9 protein-coding genes and 1 pseudogene are annotated in these 13,098 nt (G+C 71.9%); 6 read left to right on the top strand and 4 right to left on the bottom strand.

The window, feature by feature from the left end; all coding sequences use genetic code 11:
- Positions 1–5: 5 nt before the first annotated feature.
- On the bottom strand, positions 6–1,439 hold the full coding sequence (locus GV126_RS22510; RefSeq protein WP_237331626.1) for a cation:dicarboxylate symporter family transporter: 1,434 nt from the start codon (positions 1,437–1,439) through the stop codon (positions 6–8).
- Positions 1,440–1,560: 121 nt separating this feature from the next.
- On the opposite strand from GV126_RS22510, the pseudogene GV126_RS22505 reads away from it, so the two are divergent.
- The 3 genes and pseudogenes from GV126_RS22505 to GV126_RS22495 all read left to right on the top strand — a co-directional run bounded on the left by GV126_RS22505 (position 1,561) and on the right by GV126_RS22495 (position 4,845).
- A pseudogene (locus tag GV126_RS22505) lies at positions 1,561–3,232 on the top strand (sensor histidine kinase).
- On the top strand, positions 3,229–3,942 hold the full coding sequence (locus GV126_RS22500; protein ID WP_159669756.1) for a response regulator: 714 nt from the start codon (positions 3,229–3,231) through the stop codon (positions 3,940–3,942). Before GV126_RS22505 ends, GV126_RS22500 begins: the two are co-directional and overlap by 4 nt.
- A gap of 168 nt (positions 3,943–4,110) precedes the next feature.
- Positions 4,111–4,845, top strand: a complete 735-nt coding sequence (locus GV126_RS22495) for a helix-turn-helix domain-containing protein (RefSeq protein ID WP_236570073.1) — start codon at positions 4,111–4,113, stop codon at positions 4,843–4,845.
- Between the two features lie 63 nt (positions 4,846–4,908).
- Here the strand turns inward: GV126_RS22495 and GV126_RS22490 are convergent, their stop codons facing one another.
- Positions 4,909–5,934 (bottom strand): ATP-dependent 6-phosphofructokinase, encoded by a 1,026-nt coding sequence (locus GV126_RS22490; RefSeq protein WP_159669753.1) that lies wholly within the window; start codon positions 5,932–5,934, stop codon positions 4,909–4,911.
- A gap of 196 nt (positions 5,935–6,130) precedes the next feature.
- On the opposite strand from GV126_RS22490, the gene pta reads away from it, so the two are divergent.
- The 3 genes from pta to pyk all read left to right on the top strand — a co-directional run bounded on the left by pta (position 6,131) and on the right by pyk (position 10,985).
- Positions 6,131–8,212: a phosphate acetyltransferase gene (pta, locus tag GV126_RS22485; protein WP_159669750.1), complete on the top strand. Its 2,082-nt coding sequence runs from the start codon at positions 6,131–6,133 to the stop codon at positions 8,210–8,212.
- A 38-nt stretch (positions 8,213–8,250) separates the two neighbouring features.
- Complete coding sequence (locus tag GV126_RS22480; RefSeq protein ID WP_159669747.1) at positions 8,251–9,459, top strand: acetate kinase; 1,209 nt, start codon at positions 8,251–8,253, stop codon at positions 9,457–9,459.
- A 95-nt stretch (positions 9,460–9,554) separates the two neighbouring features.
- Positions 9,555–10,985, top strand: coding sequence for a pyruvate kinase (gene pyk, locus GV126_RS22475; RefSeq protein WP_159669744.1), 1,431 nt, complete (start codon positions 9,555–9,557; stop codon positions 10,983–10,985).
- A 118-nt stretch (positions 10,986–11,103) separates the two neighbouring features.
- Here the strand turns inward: pyk and GV126_RS22470 are convergent, their stop codons facing one another.
- Together GV126_RS22470 and GV126_RS22465 are read right to left on the bottom strand one after the other, a co-directional pair.
- The gene (locus tag GV126_RS22470) at positions 11,104–12,534 is read right to left on the bottom strand and encodes a hypothetical protein (RefSeq protein WP_159669741.1); all 1,431 of its coding nucleotides are present in this window, start codon (positions 12,532–12,534) and stop codon (positions 11,104–11,106) included.
- On the bottom strand, positions 12,524–13,072 hold the full coding sequence (locus GV126_RS22465; protein ID WP_159669738.1) for a DUF6114 domain-containing protein: 549 nt from the start codon (positions 13,070–13,072) through the stop codon (positions 12,524–12,526). The genes GV126_RS22470 and GV126_RS22465 overlap by 11 nt, the downstream gene beginning before the upstream one ends.
- Positions 13,073–13,098 lie beyond the last annotated feature (26 nt).

Below are 13,098 nucleotides of genomic sequence, written 5' to 3'. Positions count from 1 at the left end.
CCGCCTCAGGCCGTGGCCAGTTCCTTCTGGCCGTCCTCGCGCTGTTCGGGCCGCTCCGCCGACGCGCCCTCGGAGTCGTCCAGCAGCGTCCGCTCGTCGAACGGCAGCTCACCGGCGAGCACCCGGCGCACCCGGTCCTTGTCCACCTCGTGGGTCCAGGTGCCGATCAGCAGGGTGGCGACGGCGTTGCCCGCGAAGTTGGTCAGGGCGCGGGCCTCGCTCATGAAGCGGTCGATGCCGACGATCAGGCCGACGCCGTCCACGAGGGCGGGCTTGTGGGACTGCAGGGCGCCGGCGAGCGTGGCGAGCCCGGCGCCGGTGACACCGGCCGCGCCCTTGGAGGCGATCATCATGAACAGCAGCAGGGTGATCTGCTGGCCGATGGACAGCGGCTGGTCCATGGCGTCGGCGATGAACAGCGAGGCCATGGTCAGGTAGATCATGGTGCCGTCGAGGTTGAAGGAGTAGCCGGTCGGCACGGTGATGCCGACGACCGGGCGGCTGACGCCCAGGTGCTCCATCTTGGCGATCAGCCGGGGCAGCGCCGACTCCGACGACGAGGTGGACAGGATCAGCAGGAACTCGCGGCCCAGGTACTTCAGCAGCTGGAAGATGTTGACGCCGGCCACCAGGCGGGTCATCGCGCCGAGCACCACGATCACGAACAGCACACAGGTGACGTAGAAGCCGATCATGATGGTGGCCAGGGCCTTGAGGGCGTCCACGCCGGTCTCGCCGACGACGGCGGCCATCGCGCCGAACGCGCCGATCGGGGCCGCCCACATGATCATGGCGAGCACGCGGAAGACCAGCCGCTGGATGTGCTCGATCCCGCGCAGGACCGGCTCGCCCTTGCGGCCCATGGCCTGCAGCGCGAACCCGACGAGCAGCGCGACCAGCAGCGTCTGCAGCACCTGGCCCTCGGTGAACGCCGAGACGAGCGTGGTCGGGATGATGCCCAGCACGAAGTCGACCGGGCCCTCCTTGGCGGCGTCCGCCTGGGCGTGGCCGACGCCCCGGACCGCCTCGGTCAGGTGCATGCCGCTGCCGGGATGGACGAGGTTGCCGATCACCAGGCCGATGGCCAGCGCCACGAACGACATCACGATGAAGTAGCCGAGGGCGAGCCCGCCCACCTTGCCGACCTTCGCGGCCTTGCGCACCGACCCGACGCCGAGCACGATCGTGCAGAAGATGATCGGCGAGATCATCATCTTGATCAGGTTCACGAAGCCGGTGCCGAGCGGCTTCAGCTCCTTGGCGAAGTCCGGCGCGGCGAATCCCACGATCACGCCGAGGACCACCGCGGCGATCACCGCTATGTACAGGTAGTGGGTGCGGTCCCGCTTGGCGGCGGGGCCGGGCCCTGCTGCGGGCGCGGCAGGTGCCGTATCGGCTGCGCTGGTCACGGCGGCCCTCCTTGACGACGTCGTCGGCATCACCGGCGTGCGGCTCACGTCCGGGGGATATCGGGGATGCCGTGACTATCTCGTGCCGTGTGAGGGCGGTCACCCTTGCGTTCATTTAGTTCACGCCACGGCGGGGAGGCAGACTGACGGCATGCGCATACCCGACCTCCCGAGACCTCGCAGCCTGGCGGGCCAGCTCTTCGCGATGCAGGCCGTGCTGCTGGCTCTCGTGGTGGCCGGATATGCACTGTTCACGTTCGTCAGCGACCGCGGGCAGGCGGAGGCGGCGGCCCGCCGCCAGGCCACCGCGGTGGCCCGCTCGATCGCCGACTCCCCCTCGGTGCGGACCGCGATCCGCACCGCCGACCCCACGGCCCGGCTCCAGCCCTACGCGCTGAAGGTGCAGCGCGACACCCAGGTCGACTTCGTCACGATCATGAACCCCGAGGGCATCCGCTGGACCCACCCGGAACCGGACCAGATCGGCAAGCGGTTCCTCGGCACCATCGCCCCCGCGCAAAAGGGCCGCTCCTTCACCGAGACCTACACCGGCACCCTCGGCCCCTCCGTCCGCGCGGTCACCCCCGTCGAGGACACCGACGGCCGCGTGATCGGCCTGGTCAGCGCGGGCATCAAGGTGGAGGCGATCAGCGCGCGGATCCAGGAGCAGGTCACGGCGCTGTTCGCGGTCGCGGGCGGCATCCTGGTGCTCGGCGCGCTGGGCACGTACGTCATCAACGCCCGGCTGCGGCGGCACACCCACGGCATGGGCGCCGACGAGCTCAGCCGCATGTACGACTACCACCAGGCCACGCTGCACGCGGTGCGCGAGGGGCTGCTGATGCTGGACGCGCAGCACCGGGTGGCGCTGATCAACGACGGCGGCCGGGAGCTGCTGGGCGTGGGCGGCCCGGCCGGCGAGGCGGACGTGGTGGGCCGCTCGGTGGCCGACCTGGGGCTGCCGGCGCCGCTGACCGGGGCGCTGCTGGCCTCGGAGCCCCGGGTGGACGAGGTCCACCTGACCGCCTCCCGGGTGCTGGTGGTCAACACCTCCCCGGTGTCGGGCGGGCAGCGCCGCGGCACGGTGGTGACCCTGCGGGACGTCACCGAGCTGCAGTCGCTGATGGGCGAACTGGACTCCGAGCGCGGCTTCACCCAGGCGCTGCGCTCCCAGGCGCACGAGGCGGCGAACCGGCTGCACACGGTGGTGTCGCTGATCGAACTGGGCCGCGCGGAGGAGGCCGTGGAGTTCGCCACCGCCGAACTGGAACTGGCCCAGGCGCTCACCGACCAGGTGGTCGCTGCGGTGAGCGAGCCGGTGCTGGCCGCGCTGCTGCTCGGCAAGACGGCGCAGGCCAACGAGCGGGGCGTCGAACTGGTGGTCGGGCAGGACAGCGGCCTGGACGACGGACTGCTGCCGCCGAGCCTGCCCTCCCGGGACCTGGTGACCATCCTCGGCAACCTCGTGGACAACGCGGTCGACGCGGCCCAGGGCGGCGTACCGGCGCGGGTGACGGTGACAGTGCGCACGGCCGGGGACGAGCTGGTGCTGCGGGTGGCGGACACCGGTCCGGGCGTGGACCCCGCCCACGCGGACCTCGTCTTCGAGCGCGGCTTCACGACCAAGCCGACGGGACCGGGCGGCCGGGGGCTGGGCCTGGGCCCTGGTGCGGCAGGCGGTGCACCGGCACGCCGGAACGCTCACCGTGCGGGAGGCGGAGGGCGGCGGCGCGGTCTTCGAGGCGCGGCTGCCGCTCGGCGGCGGGGACGAGCGGCGCGCGGCCGAGCGGGCCGGCACCGGGACGGCCGGAGGCGCGGCATGAGCCGGACAACGGCGGACCCGGAGCCCATCCGCGTGCTGGTCGTCGAGGACGACCCGGTCGCCGCGGACGCGCACGTGATGTACGTGGGGCGGGTGCCGGGCTTCGTCGCGGTCGGCAAGGCCCGTACCGGCGCCGAGGCCCGGCGGGCACTGGAACGCACCCCGGTGGACCTGCTCCTGCTCGACCTGCACCTGCCGGACGTGCACGGCCTGCAGCTGGCCCGCACCCTGCGGGCGGCCGGCCATCACGCGGACGTGATCGCGGTGACCTCGGCCCGGGACCTGGCGGTGGTGCGCGAAGGGGTCTCGCTGGGGGTGGTGCAGTACGTGCTGAAACCGTTCACCTTCGCCACACTGCGGGACCGCCTGGTCCGCTACGCCGAGTTCCACGCGGCGGTCGGCGAGGCCAGCGGCCAGGAGGAGGTGGACCGGGCGCTGGCGGTGCTGCGCGCCCCGGCCCCGCCCGCCCTGCCCAAGGGCCTGGGCGCGCCCACCCTGGAGCGGGTGACGGGCGCGCTGCGCACGGCGGAGGACGGCCTGACCGCGGCCGGGCTCGCCGAGGCGGTGGGCATCTCCCGGATCACCGCCCGCCGCTACCTGGAGCACCTGGTCCAGGCCGGACGCGCGGCCCGCCGCCCGCTGTACGGGCAGGTGGGCCGCCCGGAGCTGGTGTACCGGTGGGTGCCGGACGCGAGCGGCCGGAGCAGGTAGGAGGCGCCGAAGCCGGGCGTGGGGCGTCGCCCGGGCGCGGGACACCGGCGGGACGCGGGGCGTCACCTGGGCCCGGTGCGGGGGCTACGGAACCGTACGTTCCCACAACCGGTGATCCTGGTGGAACGGACCGTGGTCACCGGCCTCGCGGGCCCCTAGCTTGTGCCCGTGCACCGACCCTCAGTTCCTCCGCTCCCCCCGGACCGGCCCCGCCCGTCCGGACCGTCGCCCGCCCTGCCGTTCAACGCGCTCGCCGCGCGCCGGATCCGGGCGGGCCTGGGCATGGGCCCCGAGCACGTCGCCCACACCCTGCGGATCTCCTACGGGCTGCCCCACGTCACCCCCGATCTCGTCACCGCCTGGGAACGCGGGACCGCCGCCCCGTCCACCCCGGAGCTGACCGCGCTCGCCGGTGCGCTGTGGTGCGCGCCCGGCGACCTGATCGGCCGGCCGCGCACCCTGCGCGAGCACCGCATCGCCCGCGGCCTGGCCGCGGAGGCCGTGGCCCGGGCCGTCGGGCTCGACCTGGCCCGCTACCGGCGCATGGAGGACGGAGACGACTGGCGCGGCACCGAACGCCAGTCCGCCGCGCTCGCCGAGGTGCTGGAGCTGTCCGTGCCGGACTTCGTCGCCGTCACCGGGCGCGAGGAACGGCTCGCCGGACTGCTGCGCAGCGCGGTCGGCACCCGCTGGCAGGCGTACGTGCGCCCGGTGGCCGAGGTGGTGCCGCTTCCGCGGCCGGTGCTGGAGCGGACGCTGCGCGCGCTGCACCAGGACTACCAGGGGCGGATGGTGGCCTCGCTCAGCTGGAGCGGCACCAAGGCCGCCGGCGCGGCGGGCGACGCCGGCCGGGCGTTCCTGGAGCGGATCGTGGAGCACTTCTGGCAGAAGGTCGGGCCGTAGGCACAACCGCCCCGGCGGCCCGTCGCTCCCGGGCTGGAAGACCGACCCCTGGAAGACCGACTCCTAGAAGACCGACTCCGCCTCCTCCATCCGGTCCTTGGGCACCCTCTTCAGCTCGGTGACCGCCTCCGCCAGCGGCACCATCACGATGTCGGTGCCGCGCAGCGCGGTCATGTGGCCGAACTCGCCGCGGTGCGCCGCCTCCACCGCGTGCCAGCCGAAGCGGGTGGCCAGGACGCGGTCGTAGGCCGTGGGCACGCCGCCGCGCTGGACGTGGCCCAGGATGACCGGCTTGGCCTCCTTGCCGAGCCGCTTCTCCAGCTCGTACGCCAGCGCCGTGCCGATGCCCTGGAAGCGCTCGTGGCCGTACTGGTCGATCTCGCCCTTGCCGTAGTCCATGGTGCCCTCGGCGGGGTGGGCGCCCTCGGCGACGCAGATCACCGCGAACTTCTTGCCGCGCGCGAACCGCTCCTCGACCATCTTGACCAGGTCGGCCGGGTCGAAGGGGCGCTCGGGCAGGCAGATGCCGTGGGCGCCGGCAGCCATGCCGGACTCCAGGGCGATCCAGCCCGCGTGCCGGCCCATGACCTCGACCACCATCACACGCTGGTGCGACTCGGCGGTGGTCTTCAGGCGGTCCATGGCCTCCGTGGCCACGCCGACGGCGGTGTCGAAGCCGAAGGTGCGGTCGGTGGAGGAGATGTCGTTGTCGATCGTCTTCGGCACGCCCACCACGGGCAGGCCCGCGTCGGAGAGCATGCGCGCGGCGGTCAGCGTGCCCTCGCCGCCGATCGGGATGAGCGCATCGATGCCGAACCGGTGGATCATGTCGGAGGCGTTCTCGCAGGCCTCCCTGAGCCGGTCGCGCTCCAGCCGGGAGGAGCCGAGAATGGTGCCGCCGCGCGCGAGGATGCCGCTGACCGCGTTGAGGTCCAGCTCGCGGTAGCGGCCGTCGAGCAGGCCCGCGTAGCCGTCCTCGAAGCCGATGACCTCGTCGTCGTACATCGTGACCGCTCGGTGCACGACCGACCGGATCACCGCGTTCAGTCCCGGACAGTCGCCGCCTGCCGTGAGAACTCCGATACGCATCGTGCTGTCGTCTCCTGCTCACTGTTGATACCGGTGATCCTGTCCGATTGTTTCACGTCCTGGAGCCGGCGATGCCTTGACGGGCGCCTTATCTAGCGGCGGAGGTATTGTCAAGAGGGTCCGCTCATCCCGGCGGGCGTTTTTTTGCCCGGGCGAGCGACAGATCAGCACATCCCTGACGAAACGGAGAGCCCGCGTGACCCGCAGCGTGTACGTGACCGGCATCGACCGCGGCGACGGCCGTCAGGTCGTCGAGCTGGGAGTCATGGAGCTGCTGACCCGGCAGGTCGACCGGGTGGGCGTCTTCCGCCCGCTCGTCCACGACGGCCCCGACCGTCTCTTCGAGCTGCTGCGCGCCCGCTACCGGCTCGCCCAGGACCCGGCGACCGTCTACGGCATGGGCTACGAGGAGGCGTCCGCGCTCCAGGCCGAGCAGGGCACCGACGAGCTGGTGTCCGTCCTCGTCGACCGCTTCCACCGGGTGGCCCGCGACTACGACGTGGTGCTCGTGCTGGGCACCGACTTCGCCGACACCCAGCTGCCCGACGAGCTGTCGCTGAACGCCCGCCTCGCCAACGAGTTCGGCGCCTCGGTGATCCCGGTGGTGGGCGGACGCCGGCAGAGCGCGCAGTCCGTGCTCGCCGAGACCCGCAACGCCTACCGCGCCTACGACGGCCTGGGCTGCGACGTGCTGGCCATGGTCACCAACCGGGTGGCCCGCGAGATGCGCGACGAGATAGCCGGGCACCTGGCGGACCGGCTGCCGGTCCCCTGCTGGGTGGTGCCCGACGAGCCGGCCCTGTCCGCGCCGACGGTCGCGCAGATCGCCCAGGTCCTGGACGGCAAGGTGCTGCTGGGCGACGACGCGGGCCTGGCCCGCGACGTGCTGGACTTCGTCTTCGGCGGCGCGATGCTGCCCAACCTGCTCAAGGCCCTGACCCCGGGCTGCATGGTCATCACCCCCGGCGACCGCGCCGATCTGGTCGTCGGCTCGCTGGCCGCGCACAGCGCCGGCACCCCGCCGATCGCGGGCGTGCTGCTCACCCTGAACGAGGAGCCCGGCGAGGAGATCCTGACCCTGGCCGCGCGACTCGCCCCGGGCACCCCGGTGATCTCGGTCACCGGCAACAGCTTCCCCACGGCCGAGCGCCTGTTCTCCCTGGAGGGCAAGCTGAACGCGGCCACCCCGCGCAAGGCCGAGACCGCGCTCGGCCTGTTCGAGCGGTACGTCGACACCGCCGACCTGAGCAAGCGGGTCTCCGCGCCCAGCACCGACCGGGTCACGCCGATGATGTTCGAGCACAAGCTGCTGGAGCAGGCCCGCTCCGACAAGCGGCGGGTGGTGCTGCCCGAGGGCACCGAGGAGCGCGTGCTGCACGCGGCGGAGGTGCTGCTGCGCCGCGGCGTGTGCGACCTGACGCTGCTCGGACCCCAGGACGCCATCCGCAAGAAGGCCGCCGACCTCGGCATCGACCTCGGCGACAGCCTGCTGATCGACCCGGCCACCTCCGAGCTGCGGGACGCCTTCGCGGAGAAGTACGCCCAGCTGCGCGCCCACAAGGGCGTCACCGTGGAGCTGGCCTACGACGTGGTGTCCGACGTGAACTACTTCGGCACGCTGATGGTCCAGGAGGGCCTGGCCGACGGCATGGTGTCGGGCTCGGTGCACTCCACGGCCGCCACCATCCGCCCGGCCTTCGAGATCATCAAGACCAAGCCGGAGGCGTCGATCGTCTCCTCGGTGTTCTTCATGTGCCTGGCCGACAAGGTGCTCGTCTACGGCGACTGCGCGGTCAACCCCGACCCGGACGCCGAGCAGCTGGCCGACATCGCCGTCCAGTCGGCGACGACCGCCGCGCAGTTCGGCGTCGAGCCGCGCATCGCGATGCTGTCGTACTCCACCGGCACCTCCGGCTCGGGCGCCGACGTGGACAAGGTGCGCGAGGCGACCGAGCTGGTGCGGCTGCGCCGGCCGGACCTGATGATCGAGGGCCCGATCCAGTACGACGCGGCCGTGGAGCCGTCGGTGGCGGCGACCAAGCTGCCCGGGTCTCAGGTCGCCGGGCAGGCCACCGTGCTGATCTTCCCGGACCTGAACACCGGCAACAACACCTACAAGGCCGTGCAGCGCTCGGCCGGCGCGATCGCGGTGGGCCCGGTGCTGCAGGGCCTGCGCAAGCCGGTGAACGACCTCTCGCGCGGCGCCCTGGTCCAGGACATCGTCAACACCGTCGCGATCACCGCGATCCAGGCCCAGGCCCAGTCCCCCGCCCGGTGACGCCCCAGCACACCCCCGAGAAGAGAGTTTTCCCCACCGTGACCGCCACCCGCGTCCTCGTCCTCAACTCCGGCTCCTCGTCGGTGAAGTACCAGCTGCTCGACATGCGCGACGCGAGCCGGCTCGCCGTCGGCCTGGTCGAACGCATCGGCGAGCAGACCTCCCGCCTGAAGCACACCTGCGTCACCTCCGGCGACACCCACGAGCGCAGCGGCCCCATCGCCGACCACGACGCCGCCCTGAAGGCGGTCTCCGAGGAGCTGGCCAAGGACGGGCTCGGCCTGGACTCCCCCGAGCTGGCCGCGATCGGGCACCGGGTGGTGCACGGCGGCATGTTCTTCACCGAGCCGACCGTCATCGACGAGGAGGTGCTCACCGAGATCGAGCGGCTGATCCCGGTGGCGCCGCTGCACAACCCGGCCAACCTCACCGGCATCCGCACCGCCATGGCGCTGCGCCCGGACCTGCCGCAGGTCGCCGTCTTCGACACCGCCTTCCACACCACGATGCCGGAGTCCGCGGCCCGCTACGCCATCGACACCAAGATCGCCGACCGGTACCGGGTGCGGCGCTACGGCTTCCACGGCACCTCGCACGCCTACGTCTCCCGCGCGACGGCGAAGCTGCTGGGCAAGGCGCCCGAGGACGTCAACGTGATCGTGCTGCACCTGGGCAACGGCGCGTCGGCCTCGGCGGTGCGCGGCGGGGTGTGCGTGGACACCTCCATGGGGCTCACCCCGCTGGAGGGCCTGGTGATGGGCACCCGTTCCGGTGACCTGGACCCGGCCGTCATCTTCCATTTGCAGCGGGTTGGCGGAATGTCCATGGACGAGATCGACACTCTTCTCAACAAGAGCAGCGGTCTGTTCGGTCTGTGCGGCGACAACGACATGCGGGAGATACGGCGCCGGATGGACGAGGGCGACGAGCAGGCGCGGCTCGCGTTCGAGATCTACATCCACCGGCTGAAGAAGTACATCGGCGCGTATTACGCGGTACTCGGCACGGTGGACGCGGTCGCCTTCACGGCGGGTGTCGGGGAGAACGCCGACTTCGTGCGCGCGGCGGCGGGGGCGGGCCTGGAGGGGCTGGGCCTGGCGGTCGACGAGGACCGCAACGCCCGCCGCGGCGACGAGGCGCGGCTGATCTCGCCCGAGGGCGCCCGGGTGGCCGTGGCCGTGGTTCCGACGGACGAGGAAATGGAGATCGCCACGCAGACCTACGCACTGGTCGGAAAGGCCGCCTGAAATTCGACCGGCACTCGCCTGAGCGCGGACGCGCCCATTTGTATTTTCCGCCAGACGGAATATTCCGCAGCGAAACAAACCGATAGGATCGCCCCATGCGCCGTTCGAAAATCGTCTGTACTCTCGGCCCCGCGGTCGACTCCCACGAGATGCTCGTGTCCCTGATCGAAGCCGGCATGAACGTGGCCCGCTTCAACTTCAGCCACGGCACCCACGCCGAGCACCAGGGCCGCTACGACCGGGTCCGGGCCGCGGCCAAGGAGACCGGCCGGGCCGTCGCCGTCCTCGCCGACCTCCAGGGCCCGAAGATCCGCCTGGAGACCTTCGCCGAGGGCCCGGTGGAGCTGGAGCGCGGTGACGAGTTCACCATCACCACCGAGGACGTCCCGGGCGACAAGCAGATCTGCGGCACGACGTACAAGGGCCTGCCGGGCGACGTCTCGCGCGGCGACCAGATCCTCATCAACGACGGCAACGTCGAGCTGAAGGTCGTCGACGTCGAGGGCCCGCGGGTGCGGACGATCGTCATCGAGGGCGGCGTGGTCTCCGACCACAAGGGCATCAACCTGCCCGGCGCGGCGGTGAACGTCCCCGCGCTGTCCGACAAGGACGTCGAGGACCTGCGCTTCGCGCTGCGCATGGGCTGCGACATGGTCGCCCTGTCCTTCGTCCGGGACGCCAAGGACGTCGCCGACGTCCACCGCGTCATGGACGAGGAGGGCCGCCGCGTCCCGGTCATCGCCAAGGTGGAGAAGCCGCAGGCGGTGGAGAACATGCAGGACGTCGTGATGGCGTTCGACGGCGTGATGGTGGCCCGCGGCGACCTGGCGGTGGAGTACCCGCTGGAGAAGGTCCCGATGGTGCAGAAGCGCCTGATCGAGCTGTGCCGGCGCAACGCCAAGCCGGTGATCGTGGCGACCCAGATGATGGAGTCGATGATCACCAACTCCCGCCCGACCCGCGCCGAGGCCTCCGACGTGGCCAACGCGATCCTGGACGGCGCGGACGCGGTCATGCTGAGCGCGGAGTCCTCCGTCGGCGCGTACCCGATCGAGACCGTCAAGACGATGTCGAAGATCGTCACCGCGGCCGAGGAGGAGCTGCTGTCCAAGGGCCTGCAGCCGCTGGTCCCGGGCAAGAAGCCGCGCACGCAGGGCGGTTCGGTGGCCCGCGCCGCGGCCGAGATCGCCGACTTCCTCGGCGGCAAGGGCCTGGTGGCCTTCACCCAGTCCGGTGACACGGCCCGCCGGCTGTCCCGCTACCGCGCGGCCCAGCCGATCCTGGCGTTCACCACCGACGAGTCCACCCGCAACCAGCTGGCGCTCAGCTGGGGCGTGGAGCCGCACGTCGTGCCGTTCGTCGCCAGCACCGACGAGATGGTCGACCTGGTCGACCAGGAGCTGATCAAGCTCAAGCGGTTCAACGAGGGCGACGTCGTGGTCATCACCGCCGGCTCCCCGCCCGGCGTCCCCGGCACCACCAACATGGTCCGTGTCCACCACCTGGGCAACACCGCGCGCGACTGACGGCGCGAGAGTCACGTCGAGGGCGCCCCTGCCGGGATCGGCGGGGGCGCCCTCGACGTGTGCGGCCGGTTGCGGCGGCGGTCCGTGCGCGGCTCGGGACGGCCGGGCGGCGGACCGCTCAGCCGATCCCGTCGGTGGTGTACAGGTGCATGCCGGGCACGTGCAGGTTGCCGCCGAACTGGGCCGCCTGCACCACGTGCACCTTGGTGAAGTAGATGATCGGGATGTTCAGCGGGGGCGGGCTGTCCGGGCTGAAGGTCACGGGGATCAGGCCGAGCAGATTGCCGGAGATGGACTCGGTGTACATCACCGTCTGCCCGCCGGTGATCGTGGACATCGAGCCCTTGGCGGCCTGCACGTGGTAGGTCTTGCCGGCCTGCTTGTCCTTCACCGTCTGGTGCAGATCGCCGATGTCGGTGCCGTCGGAGATGACGTACTTCAGCACCTTCTTGACGGCGCCGCTCGCGGTCCTCACCTCCACGACGCCCTTGTACTCGGCGCCCTTGAGCAGCAGGGAGCTGGCGTCCAGGTACCAGGGGTCGTCGGCCAGGGGCACCGTGTTGTCCACGCCGCCCTGGGCGTCGGTGGCCTTGGGGCAGTTCTCCGGGTCGGTGGACGCACTCGCCGACGGACTCGGGCTCGCCGAGCCGGTGGCCGCACCCGCGGTGTCCTTGACGGTGTCCGCGAGCTTGCCGGCGGTGTCCGTGAGCTTGCCGGTGGTGTCCTTGACGGTGCCGGTGACGTCGCCCGCCGCCTCGGACGCGGTGCCGGTGGTGTCCTTCACCGTCTCATCGACGGTGCCGGTGACCTTCTCGGTGGTGTCCTTCACCGTCCCGGTCACGCTGTCGGTCGCGCCCGCGGAGGGCGTGGCGGAGGCGGAGGGCGTCGTCTGCGCGTCCGTGTGCGTGCCGCCGCCCAGCAGGTCCCCGAGCGCGTCGCCGAGCCCGCCCAGCAGTCCGCCGCCCTTGCCCGCGGTGGCCGAGGGGGACGGCGTGGCGGAGGCGGTGGGCGCTGCGGCCTTGTCGTCGGCACCTGAAGCCGGCGAAGAGGCCGTGTCCGAGGAGGAGGTGCCCGAAGCCTTGTCCGCGCCGTCCGTGGCGGCGTCATCCGTCCGGTCGCCGGTCGCGGACTGCCCGGGCTTGCCCGTGGAGGCCGTCGCCGACGGGGTCGGCCCGGAGGAGGCGTCCTTGCCGTCCTTGGTGTCCTTGCCGTCCTCGGCGGAGTCGTCGGCGCTCGCGGAGGCCGACGGCGTGGGCGAGGCAGCGGTCTTGTCCTTGCCGTCGCCGAGCGCCGCCACGCAGTCCTTGTACTCGTCCGCGGTCAGGCTCTTGGCGGACGGCGCCGGGGTGTTGTTGTCCGCCAGGGCGAGCGAGGACGTGAAGCCCATCCCGACGATGACCGCCGTCGGCATCGCCGCCATGGCGATCGCCTTGCCGGCCGGCATGTGGAACCTGGTGAACAGTGGCTTCCTGGGGGCCGCGTGGCGCGCCCCGGTTCTCGCACGGGACCTGTCCGCATCCGCCCCGTGGGTCACCTCGTCAGCCGGCACTGTGCCTCCCGTTCGCCCCGTTGGCCGGGCTCGTTCCTGACAGGTCGTTCGACTGGTTCGTCCCGTTCCCCACCGGGCCGGGCGCGGCATCGGGAGCACCGCCCTGCCCCCGGCCGGTCTCCTGCGCGTCCTCCGGCGCGGGCGGCACACCCGGCGCCCACGACACGGCCAGCGCACCGCCGACGAGGGCGAGCAGGAAGCCGATGACGAAGCCGCCGAAGTTCGACACGGGGATGGACACCAGCGCCAGCAGGATCGACGCGACGCCCGCGAAGACCCGGATGTGCTTCTGGAACCACAGGCTGATGCCCAGGACGATGAGCAGCACGCCGATGATCAGGGAGCCGGCTCCCGCGGTGGTGGCCATCGCCAGGGTCAGGTGGCCGAGCTGGAGATGGGCGTACGGGAAGTAGATGATCGGAAAGCCGCCGAGCAGGACGAGCAGACCGGCCCAGAACGGTCGCGTGCCCCGCCAGGCGCGGAACTGCAGCCTCCGGCGGGTGAACTGGCCGGGTACGGCGGAAGTCTCGGCGCTCATGGAAAACAGCTCCCTGGTGCGGCTTG

Origin of the sequence: Streptomyces mexicanus (genome assembly GCF_902506575.1) — a bacterium.
In the GTDB taxonomy this organism is placed as follows: Bacteria; Actinomycetota; Actinomycetes; order Streptomycetales; family Streptomycetaceae; genus Streptomyces; species Streptomyces mexicanus.
Note: the sequence above shows the minus strand (reverse complement) of the source record. Positions and strands in the feature narration are given on the sequence as shown.